The organism is Pseudomonas sp. HS6 (genome assembly GCF_023375815.1).
GTDB lineage: Bacteria > Pseudomonadota > Gammaproteobacteria > Pseudomonadales > Pseudomonadaceae > Aquipseudomonas.
The window spans coordinates 6,159,453-6,177,462 of sequence record NZ_CP067412.1 but is presented as its reverse complement, the minus strand read 5'-3'; the positions used below and the strand labels follow the sequence as shown (position 1 = coordinate 6,177,462).

The following is an 18,010-nucleotide window of genomic DNA, read 5'->3' as shown; positions in this document are numbered from 1 at the left end:
GGCGTCAACCAGCCTTCAGGAACAGGGCGCCACCGAACGGCGCCCGCCCCCGGGCATGCGCACACCGAAGTACGCCGCGCTGACGATGCCGACCGCGCCCATCACCGCGCAGAACATCACACAGATCCATGGGCTCCACGGCATCAGACCGATCAGCAGCAGCGGTGTGATGCTTGCCCATGCGGCGTAGGCAATGTTGTAGGTAAAGGAAATGCCCGAAACGCGGATACGCGCTGGAAACAGACTGACCATGACCGATGGCACCGCACCGACCACGCCACAGCTCAACCCTGCGATGGCATAGGCCAGACCGACCCAATCCCCGCCGCTTATCAGGCAGGTGTAAAGCACGCCGATCCCCAGAGGCAGCAGCAGGCTGTACAGCATGACGGTGCGCCAGGCGCCGATGCGATCAACCAGTGCACCGGCAATCACGCAGCCGATGTTCAGGAAAACAATGCCCAGCGCGCTCAACGCAAAAGTATGGCCGGCGGTCATGCCGAAGGTCTTTTGCATCATGGTCGGGGTGATGACCACGAACACAACCACCGCCGAAGTCAGCACGCAGGTCAGGAGCATGGCCGGCAGCATCGCCAGACGATGTTCGCGCAATACCGTGCGCAACGGCAGTTCGATCCGCGCCTCACGCTGCGCTTCCATGGCCATGAACACCGGGGTTTCGCTCAGCCAGCGACGCAGCCAGACGCCGATCACACCAAACACGCCACCAAGCAGAAACGGATAGCGCCAGGCGTAATCGAGTACTTCGGCGGGGGTGAAGACTTGTGCCAGGAAGGTCGCGGTCAACGCGCCGATCAGATAACCAAACGTCAGCCCGGCCTGTAAGAATCCCAATGCATAACCGCGATGCCCGGCCGGCGCGTGCTCGGCAACAAACACCCAGGCGCTCGGTACTTCACCGCCCACTGCGGCGCCTTGCAGGATACGCAGCGCCAGCAGCAACAACGGTGCGAAATAACCGATCTGTGCATAAGTCGGCATGATCCCGATCAGCAGGCACGGCAGCGCCATCATCAGGATGCTCAGGCTGAAGACTTTCTTGCGCCCCAGCCGGTCGGCGAAATGCGCCATCAGGATTCCGCCCAGCGGGCGCGCCAGATAGCCGGTGACAAAAATCCCGAAGCTTTGCAGCAGGCGCAGCCACTCGGGCATTTCCGGCGGGAAGAACAGTTGGCTGAGGGTCAGGGCGAAGAACACGAAAATGATGAAATCGTAGATCTCCAGCGCCCCGCCCAAGGCTGCAAGGCCGAGGGTCTTGTAGTCGGACCGGCTGAATGGCGCCGGTCGGGCTTCGGAGTTGGCAGTCATGGCAAAGAACTCTGGCAGGCAAAAAACCAAGGCGCCCATGGTCTACGCAAAAGGGCCGATCGACAACCCGTTAGACCATAGTCTGATTCAGCAAAACACGGTCACAAAAATCCGCCGGTTGATTTACTGTTGGCACCTGTCCAGACGGGCCGGCCAAGCCCCGAAGACCACAATAAACATAAAAATCCGAGGTACTCCCGTGGCCGTTGATATCGAAGATAGCCGCTCTGCGCGCTTTGCCTTGCGCTGCTCAAGCTTTGCCGAACGCTGGTTTCCCGACTCCTGGGTATTTGCCGCACTGGCGGTGATTATCGTGGCGCTGGCGACCCTGGCCATGGGGGCCAAACCCACCGACGCTGCCATGGCGTTCGGTGACGGTTTCTGGAGCCTGATCCCGTTCACCATGCAGATGGCCTTCGTAGTCATCGGTGGTTACGTGGTGGCCAGTTCGCCGCCCGCCGTGAAACTGATCGATCGCCTGGCGCGAATCCCGAAGAACGGCCGCTCCGCCGTGGCTTGGGTCGCGCTGATCTCGATGGTCGCGTCGTTGCTGAACTGGGGCCTGTCGCTGGTGTTCGGCGGTCTGCTGGTGCGCGCCCTCGCACGCCGCACCGATCTGAAAATGGATTATCGCGCCGCCGGTGCCGCTGCCTACCTTGGCCTTGGCGCCGTCTGGGCGTTGGGCCTGTCGTCGTCCGCCGCGCAGTTGCAGGCCAACCCCGCCAGTTTGCCGCCATCGATTCTGTCGATTACCGGGGTGATTCCATTCACTCAGACGATTTTTCTCTGGCAGTCGGGAGTGATGCTGCTGGCGCTGGTGGTGATCTCGATCATCATCGCCTACGCCACCGCACCGGGTCCGAACTCGGCGCGCGACGCCAAGGCCTGCGGCATCGACCCCGCCTTCAACCTGCCACCCCTGCAACCTCGCACCCGCCCGGGCGAATGGCTGGAGCACAGCCCGCTGCTGATCATCGTGCTGGTGCTGTTGGCGGCCGGATGGTTGTTCCATGAGTTTTCGACTAAACCTGCGATCACCGCGATTTCCGGGCTCAACACCTATAACTTCCTGTTCATCATGCTTGGCGCGTTGCTGCACTGGCGCCCGCGCAGCTTCCTCGATGCAGTGGCGCGAGCGGTGCCAACCACCACCGGCGTGCTGATCCAGTTCCCGCTATACGGCTCGATTGCCGCGCTGATGACCACGGTCAAAGGCACCGATGCGCAGACTTTGGCCCATCACATCTCGACCTTTTTCGTCAGCATCGCTTCCCACGACACCTACGCGCTGCTGATGGGCGTGTACTCGGCAATTCTCGGCTTCTTTATTCCATCCGGCGGCGGCAAGTGGATCATCGAGGCGCCGTACGTGATGCAAGTGGCCAATGACCTCAACTATCACCTGGGCTGGGCGGTGCAGATCTACAACGCCGCCGAAGCCCTGCCGAACCTGATCAACCCGTTCTACATGCTGCCGCTGCTGGGCGTGCTGGGGTTGAAGGCGCGGGACCTGATCGGCTTCTCGTTCGTACAACTGCTGGTGCACACACCGCTGGTGCTGCTGTTGCTGTGGGCGCTGGGGACGACGTTGGCGTATACGCCGCCAGTGATGCCGTAATCCGGGGCTATCTTCCGACGTGATTCTCATGTGGGAGCCAGCGTACTGGCTCCCACATTTGTTTCCGGGCTTCAAAATGTCACCCAACCGTCACATTCCCTTGCTAGCGTCCGCCCGAAACATACTGAAACAATTAAGCAAAACGGACTTCTACATGAACGACGACGCAGACGGCAAAGATCCCTCCTCACCAGAATTCGATAACCCCACCGATAGCAGCCGCCGCCGTTTTCTCGGCGGTGTCGCCGTCCTAGGTGTGGGCGCCACGCTGGCCGGGTGCGGGAATGCCGGTGATCAGCCGGGCAAACCCGACGAGCGTCCGCTCTCCCCCACCGAGCTGGACAAGGCACTGCGCGATCAGGTGAAGACCGTTGTGGTGATCTACGCCGAGAACCGCAGTTTCAACAACCTATTCGGTGATTTCCCCGGAGTCGAAAAACCGTTGTCGGCGCTCAAGCCTGCCGACTATCAACAGCGTGACCGCGACGGCAGCCTGCTGCAGACCCTGCCGCCGGCCTGGGGCGGTGTGTTGCAGATCGGCCCGCAGACTCTCGATGGCGTGACTTATCCCAACGCGGTCCAGTTTCAAGAAAACCTGCCCAACGCGCCTTTCGCCCTCAAAGGACCGAACGCCGAGGACTTGCCGCTCGGCCTGGTGACTCGCGATTTGTGGCACGTGTTCTATCAGAACCAAATGCAGATCAACGGTGGCAAGAACGACGGCTTCGTTGCCTGGGCCGACTCGGGAGGCCTGACCATGGGCCACTATGCCCAGAGCCGTTACTCCCTGCGTTTGTGGGACGTGGCCCAGGAATTTGTGCTGTGCGACAACTTCTTCCAGGGCGCCTTCGGTGGCTCGTTCCTCAATCACCAATACCTGATCAGCGCCACCGCGCCGTTCTACCCGAACGTCGCCAGTTCGGTCGCCAAGAGTCAGATCGCTGCGCTGCAAAGCGACGACCCGGCCGACTCGCGCCTCAAGCCGCTGGAGCAATCCCCGGCCAGCGCCATGACCGGCCCGCCGCAGTTCGGCCCGAGCGCGCTGACCCCGGACGGTTACGGGGTCAACACCCTCGCCCCGCCGTACTGGCCGACGTGGATTCGCGACCCGGAGCGCCCGGCGTATTCCAAAGCCGATCTGCCCAACGTCATGGTGCCCCAGACCCACGAGCACATTGGCGACAAGTTGTCGAAGAAGAACGTCGACTGGGCGTGGTACGCCGGTGCCTGGCAAGCGACGTTGGATCAGTACAAGGATTCCGGCGGCATCCCGAAAATCCCCAACTTCCAGTATCACCACCAGCCGTTCAATTACTTCCAGCAGCAAGGACCGGAGCATCCCGAAGAGCGCAGCAAGCGCCTGCGCGACGCCGGCCTGGGCGATGAATCGAGCACCAACAAGTTCTTCGCCGATGCCGAAGCGGGCAAATTGCCGGCCGTGAGTTTCTACAAACCCCAGGGCAACCTGAACATGCACGCCGGTTACGCCGACGTGGCCTCCGGCGACCGCCACATCGTCCGGGCCCTGAAAGTGCTGCGGGAAAGTCCGCAGTGGAAAAACATGGTGGTGATCGTGACCGTCGATGAAAACGGCGGCTGGTGGGACCACGTCGCGCCGCCCAAGGGCGATCGCTGGGGGCCAGGTTCGCGAGTGCCGGCGCTGGTAGTGTCACCGTTTGCCCGCAAAGGCACGGTGGATCACACGGTTTATGACACCGCATCGATCCTGCGCCTGATCACCCGGGTGTTTCAGCTGGAAACGCTGGCGGGTATCAAGCAGCGTGACGATGCGATGATCGGCCGAGGTCAGAAGCCAATGGGCGATTTGACCAATGCCCTGCATTTCAAGGCCTGAAGACAGGTCCTGCGCTACAGCTCAAAAAACTGTGGATGACGGCTTCTCGCCATCACCCGGCTGATCCACTATGTGGCGCACCCGAACAACGGGGAACCCACGCTGAAAAGGATCTGAGCATGTTCAAACTCGCAGGACTCACCCTCGCTGCGCTCACGTTGAGCGCAGCCGCCCACGCCGATGTCGACCTGAAACTGGGCAGCACGGAGCGCGTCACCCGCCTCTTCGCTTATCCCAACAATTGCAGCGTGATTTGCTTTCGCAACTGGACGCTTGAGCAGACCGTCACCCACTACCTGACCCAAAGCGTGCAGCGCGATGGTTACGCCAACGCCAAGGTGCTGGTGAAAACCGACAATAATCAGCTCTACGCCGAGATCAGCGGCGTGCCGAAAGGCTATGACAAACCGCTGGCCGCGCTGCTGGATGCCGGAGACCTGGCCTACACCGGCGCCAGCAAGCTCAACGCCGATGGCAAATGGGCGTACAGCTGGTATCTGTTCCTGCCATTGGGCATGGCGTTGGAAAACCGTAAAAGCGTCGAACTGCTGCACTTCCCGCCGGACTACTCGCTGACCCAGGCCCAGGATTACCTGCGCTCCAACACCACTGATCGCTGGGCGGCACTGCTGACCGACAACGGCATCCCCGCCGATCAGACGCCGGGCTACCAGACCATCGTCGATATCGCGCCGATTGCCGCGCCCGCCAGCGCCGGCAGCGATCTGGAAGGCGTGTATGACTACTTCAAGGATTACCAGACCACCATGGTCAAACAGGTCAGTGTCAGCACCAATGGCGCCGCCTTGCCGATGGTGGCCTTCGGCGCGCCGGTGCGTAACTGGATCAAGAAACAGTACGGGCCGACCGTCGACGTTCTCGGCCTGGCAACCATTACCCCGAGCGCCGGGGTGAACGTGCCTGTACTGGGTTCCAACCACCCAAGTTACATCTGGTACGCCGCCGATCCCAAGAGCTACACCGGCGACGATGCACAGGCCAAGGCCGATGCAGCCGGGCTGAAGGTGATGGGGCAAGACTTGAGCGCCGCCTGCTGGCAGGCCGGGATGGGCAGCAAGCCGGGCACGGATCCGAAAACACTGCTGAACAGTTGCACCCAGACCTGGCAAGTGACACAGAAGGTCAAAACCTGCGAGCTGTTCTACACCTCGATCCGCAATCAAACCCCGGCGCAGGCAGCAACCACCTGCTCGACCCCGACAGTCAAAACCCAGTTGCAACAATTGAAGGGCCCGCTGCCGGCCATGGCCGCACCGGCTCCACATCTCTGACCAACGCGTGAAATTCCCGTGTCAGCCTTGGCTGACTCGGGAAAACGTCTATTTCGCCTGTCAGATCTGACAGTAGACCGCTAGTGTCATATACGGGATTCTTGGATCCAAACTACGGTTACAGGACTGACAGGATGTCAGTCCGGGGAATCGCAACACCTGGCCGACAAGGACCGTTATGAATACTTATGCACTGCAAAGTCGCCCTCCTCGCGATACCAAGGGCATTTATCCCTTCGCCGGACTCCCCGTTCGCCTCGGGTTCCCCTCCAGGACTGACTTCGAAATTGTTCAAGACAGCCACGCCATGCCCCTCGCTGTTGTGGCGCGCAGAGAATTCCTGCGTATCACCCGAATGTGCCGGGTCTCGGGGCAATTGCTGCCTTACCGCTGCCGACAGACCCGACAACTGCAACCCGGTATTCATATCTACGATCCGCGTTTCTTCGGACTGTTCGAGCACTCGTGCGACCCGAACGTGTTTCTCGACATGAGCGAATTATGGCTGTGGGCACTGCGGGACATTAAACCCGGCGACCGGCTGACCATGGATTACACCGCCACCGAGGACAAACTGCTCAGGCAATTCGCCTGCGGTTGCGGGTCTTCACACTGCCGCGGGTGGATTGTCGGCTACGACGAATCCCCCAATCTTGAAGGCCAGCGCTATTTGCAGAGCTGGCGTCGGCAAGGTTTTCGCTGACCGGCGAGCTACTGCGCGTCTACCGGACGCAAACGGTATTGCGGCGGCAGTTGCTCGAAACCGCTGATGGTCGTGTTCAGGCTCTTCCAGCGGCCATCCTTGATGCCGTAGATGCAACCGTGGATCGACAGGCTCTGCCCGCGATGCCAGGCGTTCTGGATGATGCTGGTATGAGCGACGTTGGCCACTTGCTGGATCACGTTGAGCTCGCACAGACGATCGACCTGTTCTTCTTCGGTCGGCAACTTGGCGAGTTCTTCGCGTTTTTCGTAGTACAGGTCACGGATCGACCGCAACCAGCCATCGATCAGGCCGAACTGGCGGTCCTGCATCGACGCTCGCACACCGCCGCAACCGTAGTGGCCGGTGACCAGAATGTGTTTGACCTTGAGCACGTCCACGGCGTACTGGATCACCGACAGGCAGTTGAGGTCGGTGTGCAGCACCACGTTGGCAACGTTGCGGTGAACGAACAGATCGCCCGGCAGCATGCCGACGATTTCGTTGGCCGGCACCCGTGCGTCGGAGCAACCGATCCACAGATACTCCGGCGTCTGCTGGCGCGCCAGTTTCGCGAAGAAATCCGGGTCTTCCTTGGTGATCGCGTCAGCCCAACGCTCGTTGTTATCAATCAGGTCTTGTAAGTCATGCATGCTGTAAGGCCTCAAGAAAGATGCGCTGGTATGACAGTCGACCGCCCGTCGGGGTCACGCAGGAATTGCCGGTGATTTGCTTTGAATTTCTCGTACGCCCGGTGAGTCCACCTCAGTAAGGCCCACAGTATGAGGATTTGCCATGACTGATTCACGACGTCCCTTCGATGCGGTGCAACCGGAGCCCATCGATGATAACGAAGACCGCATGGGATCGGTGCATGAGCTGGATTTCGACGACGAACAGCCCAGCGCAAAGATCGGCGATGAACTGCCGGAAACCGAGCGTGATCAATTGATGCCGCGTGAGCGGGTGCGTGAAGCGGGCCTGACCGGCGCTTCAGTGGCTGATCACGAGCCGACCGACGATGATCTGAGCCCGGAAACCCTGATCCACGAGGACGGCGCGCGGGATGCGGACGAGCTGGGGTCGGGCAATCAGGCGGATTGGGATTTGAGCATTGTCGATGAGGACGACATCGGCGGTGGCAACGGGCTCGATGAGGCGGAGCTGGCGCGGCGTGATCCGCTGGATGGGAATCGTTGATCGGTATCGCAGGTCAGAATGCTATCGCCAGCAGGCTGGCTCCCACAGGGAAATACATTCCAATGGGAGCAGCCTTTTGACGACGCTTTCAAATACGATCAGTCGACCAGAGTGCAGGCCATGACCACGGCGTCTTCACGCCCGCCCACCGCCGGGTAGTAATCCCGGCGCCGGCCGATTTCGTTGAAGCCATAGCGCTCATACAAGCGAAAGGCCGAGGTGTTGCTGTCGCGCACTTCGAGGAAACATTCCCGGGCATCCGCCGCATAGGCGCGGGACATCAGGTGCTCGAGCAATGTCAGCCCCAGGCCCCGGCCCTGATTTTCCGGTTTGACCGTGATGTTGAGCAGGTGCGCCTCATCCAGAATGATCTGCACCACCCCGTGGCCGACCTGTTGCTCACCTTCGAACATCAGCCAGATCTGGTATTTGCCTAGCCCGTCGAGAAAAATCCCGCGAGTCCATGGATGGCTGTAGGCCGCGAATTCAATCTTCAGTACGGCATCCAGATCGGCTTCGACCATCGGGCGGAACGTTACAGCGTCACTCATTCGATTCTTTCCAGCGCGCCATCAGCCGACGCATGGCTTGCCACACGGCGGCCTTGCGCTGTGGCTCTTCCATCAACAATTCCAGTCCCGGCACGGCCCACGCCAGGCCAAGACCCTCGATTTGCAATTCGCGGTTGAACGCTTCGGCATCTGCTTCGCCGGCAAAACGCACCGCCGGCAGGCCGATCAGCCACAGGCAGGCGCACGGTGTTGCCTCCATCTGAACCGACAGGAAACCCTGGACGAAGTCCCGGGCCGCGTCCGGGCCCTGATCCATCGTGCCGCGCACCAGTAACGGCCAGCGCACCGGATCTCCGACGATCTGCGGTGCATCCGGCAGGCCGGCGGCGCGCAGCATGTCCTTGAGCAACAGATACGCCGGATCGCGGGACTGGAAAGAATCGCCTGTGGGTAACTCCACCAACAGCAAGCAACGATCGGCCCGCAGCAATTGCAGGGCAAAACGCGGTGGCGGGACCGGTGCCGGTTTTGCCACCACAGGTGTTTCGTCAACTTCTTCCACCGGTTTGGCACCCGTGCGGGTACTGGCCAGCGAAGGTCGCGGAACCTCGATCTTCGGCCGTTCGACCGGACGCGCGGCAGGCTGCACCGGCGCATCGGCCTGCGGTGCAGGTGCCACGAACACCGGGACGTCAGGCTCGGGCTCGACAACGTCCAGCAGCTCGGGCCGCGACGGCGCGGCAAAGGGCAATTCGGTGCGCGGCAGCCAGTTGACCACCTGCATGGCGTTCAAATAGGCGCGGCGGCGGGACTCGATTAGCAAGGGTCGGCCACTTGTGGATAACTGAAGTGCGCTGATTCTACCGCCCTTCGCTCAAGATCGCTTGCGGTTGATCGATAGTCTTGACCACAGCTCTTCACCTTCGAAAAAGCGACAGCCCGTCCCGAGAGTGAATCGCATCGTCCGTGATGCAGTACAATCGCGGCTTTTAATCGCCAACCAGCCGGCCATTCCGATGATCGAACCCAAGCGCGTCTTGCGCGCCCTCGCTGAACACTGGGCACTTCTGGAGCCACTGTGCGAGCACTTCGACCAAGGCACCCTGAGCCTCAACGAACTGCGCACGCAACTGGCCGCCCAACAACTGGACAGCACGCCGCAGGACATCACCAGTCTGCTCGACGTGTGGATTCGCCTCGACATTCTGGTGCCCGTGGCCAAAAGCCCGAACCGTTTCGAGCTGAACGCGCAGATTCACGACTTCCTCGCCTACCTGCGTCGGGAACACCGACTGGGCCTGTGCCTGGAGATCGAAGCTTATTTGCGCCACCTCGAACGTCTGGCCGGTTACATTCAGGACGCGTTCGACGTCCGTGATGGCAATGATCTGGCGCGTCAGCTGCGTCTGCTCGACATGCGCGTGCGCGACGTCCTGAAGAAACTCGACAACGACGAACAGGCGCTGGTGGCCGTGGCCGAACGGGCCAAGACCAGCGACCGGCAGATTCCGCTGCGTCAGCGTTACGCCGAAGTACTGGCGACTTGGGACGAATACGTCGAGCCGATGATCGATCTGGTGAACGCCGACGGCGCCTTCGAGCAAGGCGTGCGCAAGGTCGAAACCGTACTGCTGAAGATGCTCAGCGAACAGCAGCGCCTCGGCCATCTGGTCGATGACGACATGCTGCTGCGCACCCACGCGCGCATCCTCGAGATGCAGACCAGCGCCCAACTGACCCTGCGTCACGCCAGGGAACTGCTGCTGCCGCTGCGTGAAGAAGCTCGCCGGCACAACGCCGTGACCCGTGGTGCTGCGCTGGCGCTGGCCGCGATCCGCCGCAAAGGCATCGACGCCGTACCGCAAGCCGCGATGCCGCTGTTCACCCGCCCGCAAAGCACCTTCCTTGGCAGCGCCAGTCAGGTTGAAGCCTACGTCTATGCCCTGGCCCGTTTCGAGCCGAAACCGGCGCGCTTCCCCAAGGCGCACAAGACCCAGAAAGGCGAAGCCCCGCGCGCGCCGCGCACCGTGCGCGAAATGGTCGACCGTTGCGAAGAATCCCTGCCAATGCCGGATCTGATGACCTGGCTGCTGGAGCAGGAACCGGACGGTGCCACCGACGAATTGCTTTATTGGTTCTCGCGCCTGTCGCGGGAAAAACGCTTCAAGCGCGAGCGTCTGGAACGCCGCGAATACCACACTCACGAGCACCAGGTCAGCCTGCGCTCCTTCGCCCTGCTCTCGGCCGCCGACACCGCCGCCGAGGATTCTGCGAGCATTCCCAATGCATCTTGATCTTTCCGAACTGTCGCAACTCGCGCCGATCTTCCGTGAGCTGTTCAAGGGTTACCACGTCAGCCGCCGCGACCCGGAGCTGTACGCGCAACTGTCGAACTTCCAGGACCAGTACCGCACGCTGTTCAAGGCACTGGGTTTCGAGTTGGTCTGCGACACCCGTGGTTTCTACTACTTCGTGCCGGACATGGCGGCAGCAGCGGTGAACAAGACCGCTCAGCGCCTGGCATTGTTCACCTTCATCCTCGTCGAGCATCTCGCCGACCAGGGCCGCGACCCGATCGCCGTGCTCGACGGTGGCAGCCTCGGTCGCGAAGAACTGCCGTCGCTGCTGGAAAAGTATCGCGACCTTTTTATCCAGGCCGAAGTGCAGACCGTTGAAGAGCTGGAAGAAAAAATCATGCGCCGCATGACCCAGCTCGGTTTCGCCGGCGAAGAAAACGGCGTGTACCGTTTCCTGCCGCCGATGCACCGTTTCCTCGACGTCTGCCTCTCGGTTCAGCAAGACCGCGATCTGGCCGCCAGCGTGCACAGCGTTCTGCCGCTGCCGGCACCGGTGCTGATCGACGAAGCTGCCGAAGCAAAATTTCTGGAAACCGACGATCCGCTCGATCTTTCCGAATTTGATGAAGAGAGCGAAGAAGACGCACTGGCCCGCGCCATTGCCGAAGAACAGGAGTCCGACGCATGAGCCAGGAACGCTACGGCATCCGCCGCTTTGCCCTTTTGAACACCGCCGGTTACAGCCTCGGCCTGTTCCCGCTGGAAGAACCGCTGTCGGTCTACGGCGCGAACAACCTCGGTAAATCGGCGTCGATCAACGCCTTGCAGTTCCCGATTCTGGCGCGCATGTCGGACATGAGTTTCGGCAAGTACAGCCTCGAACAGTCGCGGCGCTTCTACTTCGCCTCCGACACCAGCTACATCCTTGTCGAAGTGAACCTGCCCCACGGCCCGCACGTAATCGGTGTGGTCGGGCGCGGCCCGGGCGGTGGTTTCGGTCACCAGTTCTTTGCCTACGCCGGCAAGCTGGATCTGGCGCACTACCAGAAAAACGACACCTGCCTGCGGCAGAAAGAGCTGTTCAGCAACCTTGAGAAGGAAGGCCTGAAAGCTTACGAACTGAAGCCGGATGAGCTGCGCCGTTTGCTGGTTGGCGGTCATACGTCGATCCCGCTGGATCTGACCCTGATTCCGCTGCGCTCCACCAGCGAGCAGAGCCTGAAGACCTTCCGCGCGCTGTTCATCAACCTGCTGCACATGCGCGAAATCACCGCAGCCAAGCTCAAGCAGCTGTTCCTCGATGCTTTCGAGCACAGCCTGCGTTCCGGCAGTGTCGATTACATCGCCGCGTGCGAAGAAGCCTTCCGCGACGTGCGTCGCATGGAACAGGACTACAACTCGCTGGTCGCTGCCGGCCCATTGGTCGAAGCTCTGGCCAACGGTGTGAAACAGCGCGACGTGCTGCGCGGCAAGCTGCATCGCCTGTCGCCACTGCTCGATTCGTTGCTCGGCACCTGGTCGGATTACGCCGGTGCGCGCAAGGAAGAGCTGGCGATTCAGGCAGAACATTACCGTCGCGAACAGGACGACCTGCAAAACGATCAGCGCGGTGGCACTCAGGAGTTGATGCGTCTGGAGCGGGAAATCTCCGGCATCCAGCGTTGGCTCGGCGAATTGTCGGTACTGAAGAACCGCTTTGCGCTGGTCGATGACGTCAAAGTGCTGGAGCAGCAACTGCTGTCGGCCAAGGACGCCCACGACGAACTCGCCGGTGCGCTGGCGCAGTCCCGACAGTTCAGCGCCGAAGATCTCGAAGAGCGCCTTCGCGATCTGGAAAAACGCCTGAAGTCGGTGAAACAGCAACTCGATCACGCCGACAACAACAGCTACGCACGCTTGCGCGAGGAATTCTCGCAACAGGATGTCGAGCGCCTGATGCGTCTATTCAACAGCGCGCTGTTCAGCCTGCCGCTGGGCGAACACGGCATCACCCTCGACGAGAACGGCGAGTGGGTCAAATCCGTAGAGCTGATCCTCGACGGCTTCAAGGGCGAGCGTTTCGAAGTGCCGGGCCTGTCGATCGACATCTCGCACATCGAGCCGCCGGCCCTGCAAGCACTGGCTGACCGTGCCGCGCTGCGCGATCAGAAAGAGCGTCTGGAAAAAGAACTCAAGCAACTGAAAACCCAGCAAGCCGTGGCCGCCGACCGCGCCGCGAGCAAGACCCAGACCGAAGCGCTGTACCAACAAGTGCTGGATGCGCAAAAGGCTCTGGAAGATTTCCGCCGCACCCAGACCCTGAGCGCCGAAGAAGGCGACAAGCTGGAGCAATTGGCGCAGATGGAAGCCGCGCAGGACGAACTCAAGCGCTCCAGCGATGCCTTCACCGAGCGCGTCCAGCAACTGTCGGCCAAGCTGCAACTGGTCGGCCGGCAGATCGCCGACATGGAAGCCAAGCAACGCACCCTCGACGATGCCCTGCGTCGCCGTCAGTTGCTGCCGGCGGACCTGCCGTTCGGTACGCCGTTCATGGATCCGGTCGACGACTCGATGGACAACCTTCTGCCGCTGCTCAACGACTATCAGGACAGTTGGCAAGGCCTGCTGCGTGCCGATGGCCAGATCGAAGCGCTGTACGCTCAGGTGCGCCTCAAAGGTGTGGCCAAGTTCGACAGTGAAGACGACATGGAGCGCCGTCTGTCACTGCTGATCAACGCTTATGCCCACCGCACCGACGAAGCCCTGACACTGGGCAAGGCGCGTCGTGCAGCCGTAACCGATATCGCGCGTACCCTGCGCAACATCCGCAGCGACTACGACAGCCTCGAGCATCAACTGGCGCTGTTCAACCGCGAGATCAACAAGCGTCAGGTGTCCAACCTACAGAGCTTCCGCATCGTGCTCGCGCCGAACAAGGAAGCGCTCAAGCACATCGACCAGATCATCCACAGCGCCGGTCAGTACGAAGAAGGCGAAACCCTGTCGGTGTTCGACCTGAGCCAGAGCGCCGAGCAGGACAACAAGAACGAAGAGGCCAAGGAATACCTGGCGCGGCTGGTGGCGGCGAACCACAACCAGCTCGGCCTCAAGGACTTGTTCGAACTGGCGTTCGAAATCACCAAGGTCAACGGCCAGCCGGTGATCCACACCGACATCGATGGCGCGGCCTCCAACGGCACCACGATGACCATCAAGGCGCTGACCAACATGTATTTGTTGCTGCACTTGATGGATCGCGACCTCGCCGGTCGCGTGCGCCTGCCGTACTACCTCGACGAGGCGGCGGACATCGACGAGAAAAACCAGGCCGCCCTGCTGGAGACCAGCCTGCAACTGGGCTTCGTGCCGATTCTGGCGAGTGTGAAGCCGCAGGTCTGCGCCAGTGTCGCCATCGACCTGGAAGGCGGCAGCGGCCCGGCCGGCATCTACATCGACGAGGCAGACTGGAAGTACATCCGCCGTCACGATGTGGTGAAGGCCAACGTCAATGTCGAAGCGAACGAACCGGAGCTGGATGCGGTTTGATGCGTAACTGACGAGCACAAAAAAGGGCCGCGATCCATTGGATCGCGGCCCTTTTCATTGGGCGGGATTATTTGCCGAGGGGAATTTTCGGCGCCCAGGTCAGCCATTCGTCTTCGAACTTGTCGAACAGCGGGAAGGTCTGTTCAACCCGAGCCGGATTGCCCATCCGCTCGCCGTCCGGCGTGGCGAAGGCGATGCCGCCCTGAATCGCGGTCTCAAGCGACTCGGTGCGTACGGTCAAGCCATTGAACAGGCCGATATCGAAACCGACACCGCTGGTGTTCCAGAAGCGGCTACCGCTACGTACCAGTGGCGCGTATTTCGGCTCGATCAGGATGTGCACCAATACGCGATCCGCTGTCTGGCCCAGTTCGTAACCGGTGACTTTGCCCACGGTAATCTCGCGGTAGGTGACCGGCACACCCGGTTTCAGCGAACCACGGCGGGCAGCACTCAATACCAGGCTGAGGCCGGCCTCTTGTTTGCTCACTTCCGGCGGATTGGCCAGGGCCACGAAGTTCTTCTGCGGGCCGAGGTTCTTGGCTGCCGGTTGCACTTCGATGTACTGGCCGGTGACGAGGGTCTCCAGGTTCGAGGTCTTGATCAGCCCCAACTCCGGTTTGACCACCCAGAACTGGCTGCCGACCCGGGCAATCTTCTCCGGTACTTCAGTGATGCGCGCGGTGAGGATCACCGATTGCAGATCATCGGTCAGGTCGACACTTTCGATCTTGCCGACGTCCAGGCCCTTGAAGCGAATCGGCGTGCCGCTGCGTAAACCGTCGGCACGATCGACCTTGATGGTCACCACCTCACCCTTCTGATTGGCCTCGTCATGACTGGCGAACAGACGGAAGCGCGGAATCCGCTTCTGCAACGGCGCCTTGGCTTGCGGTGTTTCGAATGCGATGCCGCCGGCCATCAGGGTTTGCAACGACTCGCTCTTGACCTGAATGCCGCCGGTCAATCCGCCGGTTAACGTGACACCGCTGACGTTCCAGAACCGGGTCGAAGCATTGACCAGACTTTCGTATTCCTTCTCGATGTGAACGCCGATCACCAGTTGCTTCCGGGTCTTGGAGAACTGATAACTCTGCACCGAGCCGACCTTGACCTGCTTGTAGAGGATCGGGCTGCCAACTTCGATCGAACCGAGGGTATCGGTAAACAGCACCAGGTGCAGGCCCGGCGCCTTCAGATCCAGCGGCGGCGCTTTCGGCCGGGCTTCGAACTCACGCTGCGGCGCGCCGCCCTTGTCGCCCGGTCGCACGGCAATGTAGTTACCTTTGACCAACGCTTCCAGACCGGTGATGCCGGCCAGGGAAATCGACGGTTTGACCACCCAGAACTGGGTGCCGGTGACCAGATACTCTTCGGCCAATGGATCGAGGGTCAGTTCAGCGGTGGCGCTGGACAGATCCGGATCGATTTTCAGCGCTTTCAGGTTACCGACCTGAATGCCCTTGTACATCACCGGTGTACGGCCAGCCTGCAAGCCTTCGAAATCACTGAGTTTGACCTTCACGCGGATGCCGGCGGCGGCTGCATCGAAGTCTTCGTAGAGACGGAAAGGCAGGCTCGGATCGGTCGGCGGGCTGTCCTTGCGGTTCTCCGGCGTGGCGAAGGCAATACCGCCGGCGACGATGCTGGCCAGGGATTCGCTGCGCACTTTCACCCCGGACAGGTTGGCGTCGATGCTGATGCCGCTGGCATTCCAGAAACGCGTGTGTTTGCGCACCAGTTTGGCGTAAGTCGGCTCGATGAACACCTTGAGTTCGACAGTGCTCTGGTCTTCCGACAGCACGTAACTTTTGATCTGGCCTACTTTGATCTGTTTGTAGAACACCGGGCTGCCACGGTTCAACGAACCCAGGCGATCAGCCTTGATCGTCAGGTGCAGACCAGGCTTGGAGTCCGACAGCGGTGGTTCTTCGGCCAGCGCCTTGAACTTGCGGGTCGGCTCGCCCTCGCCCGGGCTGATCGCGACATAGTTACCCGACACCAGGGTTTCCAGACCGGTGATACCGGCCAATGTCACACTCGGTTTGACCAGCCAGAAGCGGGTGCTGGTCTTCAGGTATTGATCGACATCCTTGTTCATCTCGATAGTGGCGATCACGCCTTTGGTGCCACCCTCGTCATCGAGCTTGAGGGCTTTGACCTTGCCGACGGGCATGCCTTTGTAGACCACTTCGGTCTTGTTGGCCTGGATACCTTCACCACTTTCGAAGCGCACCTGAATCTCGATGCCGGTTTCGGTGTAGGCACGCCATCCAAGCCAGCCGCCGATGACCAAGGCGATCAGGGGCAGTACCCAAATGGCAGACCAGTTCGAAGCCGGTCGGGTTTTCGCTACAGGCAAATCAGTCATGGTCGGCGTCCGACTCCGTGTTATCCCAAATCAGTCGGGGATCGAAAGTGACAGCGGCGAGCATCGTCAGAATCACCACACTGGCGAAGGCGATGGCGCCAAGATTGGCTTCGACGCTGGCAAGCCGGCCGAAGTTGACGACCGCCACCAGAATGGCAATCACGAAAATATCGAGCATGGACCAGCGGCCGATGAACTCGATGAAGCGGTACATCCAGATCCGCTGGCGCGCAGAGAGTGGCTGGCGGCGCTGTACCGAAAACAACAGCAGCGCGATGCCTACCAGTTTGAAGGTCGGCACCAGGATACTGGCGATGAACACCACGGCAGCGATCGGAATCATGCCGTGCTGCACCAGTTGGATGACACCCGACATGATCGTGCTTGGATCACCCTGGCCCAGCGAGCTGACTGTCATGATCGGTAGTACGTTGGCCGGGATGTAGATAATCGCCGCAGTGATCAGCAACGCCCAGGTTCGCGCGAGGCTGTTGGGCCTTCGGGCGTGAACCAGCGCACCGCATCGGGTGCAAGTCTGCACGTCGCTGTCGGCATCCTGCTTGTTCAGTTCGTGACATTCGGTACAGATCAGAATGCCCGCATCAATCGCCCGCATGGGCATCCTCTCCTGATAACGCCTGCCAGATCTGGTGCGGTGACATCACCACTTCAAGCCAGACCTGAACCAATAACAGACCGATGAAACATGCCAGACCGAGACCGACGGTAATCGCCGCCATGTCCGCCAGTTTGACGATCGCCACCAGGACGCCCATGAGGTAGACCTCGAGCATGCCCCAGTCTTTGAGGTGGTGATAAATGCGGTACAGCAACAGGCCGTAGCTACGACCGATGTTGAAACGGATCGTCAGCAACACAAACAACTGACACAGCAGTTTCAGCAGTGGAATCGCCATGCTGCACAGGAACACGACAACTGAAACACCGCGCATATCGGTATTGAACAGACCGACAACACCGCTCCAGACCGTGTCCTGTGACGATTGTCCGAGAACATTGAGCTGCATGATGGGTAAAAAGTTCGCCGGCACGTAGAGCAGCAGTGCGGCAATGACCAGGGCAAGACTGCGCTGCACCACGTTATGGCGGTGGGCATACAGTTCGTAACCGCAGCGTGGGCAGAGGGCCTTTTCGCCGTGGGCAAGCTTGGGCTTGCGCATCAGCAGATCGCACTCATGGCAGGCCACCAAGTCATCCAGCGGTAAATCTGACAGCCCGGGGGCGTCAACCGAATCTGACATAAGGGCTCTGGCTCCGAAAAAGTTGGGGTCTATTCTAGTGTTCTGA

At 60.7% G+C, this 18,010-nt stretch carries 15 protein-coding genes; 8 read left to right on the top strand and 7 right to left on the bottom strand.

What is annotated here, in order from left to right; translation table 11 throughout:
* Window positions 1-15: 15 nt before the first annotated feature.
* Complete coding sequence (locus JJN09_RS27905) at window positions 16-1,329, bottom strand: MFS transporter (protein ID WP_249484641.1); 1,314 nt, start codon at window positions 1,327-1,329, stop codon at window positions 16-18.
* Window positions 1,330-1,528: 199 nt separating this feature from the next.
* Here JJN09_RS27905 and JJN09_RS27900 point away from each other — a divergent pair, with 199 nt between their 5' ends.
* From JJN09_RS27900 to JJN09_RS27885, 4 genes are all read left to right on the top strand, one after another.
* Window positions 1,529-2,947, top strand: coding sequence for a short-chain fatty acid transporter (locus JJN09_RS27900; RefSeq protein WP_102621203.1), 1,419 nt, complete (start codon window positions 1,529-1,531; stop codon window positions 2,945-2,947).
* A 154-nt stretch (window positions 2,948-3,101) separates the two neighbouring features.
* Entirely contained in the window at window positions 3,102-4,802 is a 1,701-nt protein-coding gene (acpA, locus tag JJN09_RS27895; protein ID WP_249484640.1) for an acid phosphatase, read from the top strand.
* Between the two features lie 119 nt (window positions 4,803-4,921).
* Window positions 4,922-6,094 (top strand): hypothetical protein, encoded by a 1,173-nt coding sequence (locus JJN09_RS27890; protein WP_249484639.1) that lies wholly within the window; start codon window positions 4,922-4,924, stop codon window positions 6,092-6,094.
* Window positions 6,095-6,272: 178 nt separating this feature from the next.
* Entirely contained in the window at window positions 6,273-6,797 is a 525-nt protein-coding gene (locus tag JJN09_RS27885; RefSeq protein ID WP_249484638.1) for an SET domain-containing protein-lysine N-methyltransferase, read from the top strand.
* An 8-nt stretch (window positions 6,798-6,805) separates the two neighbouring features.
* On the opposite strand, the gene can is transcribed toward JJN09_RS27885, so the two are convergent.
* The gene (can, locus tag JJN09_RS27880) at window positions 6,806-7,450 is read right to left on the bottom strand and encodes a carbonate dehydratase (protein ID WP_249484637.1); all 645 of its coding nucleotides are present in this window, start codon (window positions 7,448-7,450) and stop codon (window positions 6,806-6,808) included.
* Between the two features lie 142 nt (window positions 7,451-7,592).
* On the opposite strand from can, the gene JJN09_RS27875 reads away from it, so the two are divergent.
* A complete protein-coding gene (locus JJN09_RS27875) occupies window positions 7,593-7,997 on the top strand; it encodes a serine kinase/phosphatase (protein WP_249484636.1) in 405 nt (134 codons plus the stop codon).
* A gap of 98 nt (window positions 7,998-8,095) precedes the next feature.
* On the opposite strand, the gene rimI is transcribed toward JJN09_RS27875, so the two are convergent.
* The gene (rimI, locus tag JJN09_RS27870) at window positions 8,096-8,548 is read right to left on the bottom strand and encodes a ribosomal protein S18-alanine N-acetyltransferase (protein WP_096822667.1); all 453 of its coding nucleotides are present in this window, start codon (window positions 8,546-8,548) and stop codon (window positions 8,096-8,098) included.
* On the bottom strand, window positions 8,541-9,293 hold the full coding sequence (locus tag JJN09_RS27865) for an energy transducer TonB (protein ID WP_249490861.1): 753 nt from the start codon (window positions 9,291-9,293) through the stop codon (window positions 8,541-8,543). Before JJN09_RS27865 ends, rimI begins: the two co-directional genes overlap by 8 nt.
* Window positions 9,294-9,525: 232 nt before the next feature.
* Here JJN09_RS27865 and mksB point away from each other — a divergent pair, with 232 nt between their 5' ends.
* From mksB to mksF, 3 genes are read left to right on the top strand one after another with little or no spacing between them, the layout of a single operon-like run.
* Window positions 9,526-10,803 carry an Mks condensin complex protein MksB gene (gene mksB / locus JJN09_RS27860; RefSeq protein ID WP_249484635.1) on the top strand — a complete coding sequence of 426 codons (1,278 nt, stop codon included), beginning with the start codon at window positions 9,526-9,528 and terminating at the stop codon, window positions 10,801-10,803.
* Entirely contained in the window at window positions 10,793-11,494 is a 702-nt protein-coding gene (mksE, locus tag JJN09_RS27855; RefSeq protein WP_053123840.1) for an Mks condensin complex protein MksE, read from the top strand. The genes mksB and mksE overlap by 11 nt, the downstream gene beginning before the upstream one ends.
* Window positions 11,491-14,331 carry an Mks condensin complex protein MksF gene (gene mksF, locus JJN09_RS27850; protein ID WP_249484634.1) on the top strand — a complete coding sequence of 947 codons (2,841 nt, stop codon included), beginning with the start codon at window positions 11,491-11,493 and terminating at the stop codon, window positions 14,329-14,331. The genes mksE and mksF overlap by 4 nt, the downstream gene beginning before the upstream one ends.
* A 67-nt stretch (window positions 14,332-14,398) precedes the next feature.
* Here mksF and JJN09_RS27845 read toward each other — a convergent pair whose 3' ends face one another.
* From JJN09_RS27845 to JJN09_RS27835, 3 genes are read right to left on the bottom strand one after another with little or no spacing between them, the layout of a single operon-like run.
* Window positions 14,399-16,702 carry a PqiB family protein gene (locus JJN09_RS27845; protein ID WP_249484633.1) on the bottom strand — a complete coding sequence of 768 codons (2,304 nt, stop codon included), beginning with the start codon at window positions 16,700-16,702 and terminating at the stop codon, window positions 14,399-14,401.
* On the bottom strand, window positions 16,695-17,318 hold the full coding sequence (locus tag JJN09_RS27840) for a paraquat-inducible protein A (RefSeq protein ID WP_249484632.1): 624 nt from the start codon (window positions 17,316-17,318) through the stop codon (window positions 16,695-16,697). Before JJN09_RS27840 ends, JJN09_RS27845 begins: the two co-directional genes overlap by 8 nt.
* Window positions 17,305-17,964, bottom strand: coding sequence for a paraquat-inducible protein A (locus JJN09_RS27835; protein WP_249484631.1), 660 nt, complete (start codon window positions 17,962-17,964; stop codon window positions 17,305-17,307). The genes JJN09_RS27840 and JJN09_RS27835 overlap by 14 nt, the downstream gene beginning before the upstream one ends.
* Between the last annotated feature and the right edge of the window lie 46 nt (window positions 17,965-18,010).

What these genes read in the sequence shown, in the direction of transcription:
- JJN09_RS27905 (WP_249484641.1), bottom strand. Translation starts at nt 1,329, where the DNA reads ATGACTGCCAACTCCGAAGCCCGACCGGCGCCATTCAGCCGGTCCGAC.
- JJN09_RS27890 (WP_249484639.1), top strand. Translation starts at nt 4,922, where the DNA reads ATGTTCAAACTCGCAGGACTCACCCTCGCTGCGCTCACGTTGAGCGCA.
- rimI (WP_096822667.1), bottom strand. Translation starts at nt 8,548, where the DNA reads ATGAGTGACGCTGTAACGTTCCGCCCGATGGTCGAAGCCGATCTGGAT.
- JJN09_RS27835 (WP_249484631.1), bottom strand. Translation starts at nt 17,964, where the DNA reads ATGTCAGATTCGGTTGACGCCCCCGGGCTGTCAGATTTACCGCTGGAT.
- can (WP_249484637.1), bottom strand. Translation starts at nt 7,450, where the DNA reads ATGCATGACTTACAAGACCTGATTGATAACAACGAGCGTTGGGCTGAC.
- JJN09_RS27865 (WP_249490861.1), bottom strand. Translation starts at nt 9,293, where the DNA reads ATGCAGGTGGTCAACTGGCTGCCGCGCACCGAATTGCCCTTTGCCGCG.
- JJN09_RS27885 (WP_249484638.1), top strand. Translation starts at nt 6,273, where the DNA reads ATGAATACTTATGCACTGCAAAGTCGCCCTCCTCGCGATACCAAGGGC.
- mksB (WP_249484635.1), top strand. Translation starts at nt 9,526, where the DNA reads ATGATCGAACCCAAGCGCGTCTTGCGCGCCCTCGCTGAACACTGGGCA.
- JJN09_RS27875 (WP_249484636.1), top strand. Translation starts at nt 7,593, where the DNA reads ATGACTGATTCACGACGTCCCTTCGATGCGGTGCAACCGGAGCCCATC.
- JJN09_RS27840 (WP_249484632.1), bottom strand. Translation starts at nt 17,318, where the DNA reads ATGCGGGCGATTGATGCGGGCATTCTGATCTGTACCGAATGTCACGAA.
- JJN09_RS27845 (WP_249484633.1), bottom strand. Translation starts at nt 16,702, where the DNA reads ATGACTGATTTGCCTGTAGCGAAAACCCGACCGGCTTCGAACTGGTCT.
- acpA (WP_249484640.1), top strand. Translation starts at nt 3,102, where the DNA reads ATGAACGACGACGCAGACGGCAAAGATCCCTCCTCACCAGAATTCGAT.
- mksE (WP_053123840.1), top strand. Translation starts at nt 10,793, where the DNA reads ATGCATCTTGATCTTTCCGAACTGTCGCAACTCGCGCCGATCTTCCGT.
- mksF (WP_249484634.1), top strand. Translation starts at nt 11,491, where the DNA reads ATGAGCCAGGAACGCTACGGCATCCGCCGCTTTGCCCTTTTGAACACC.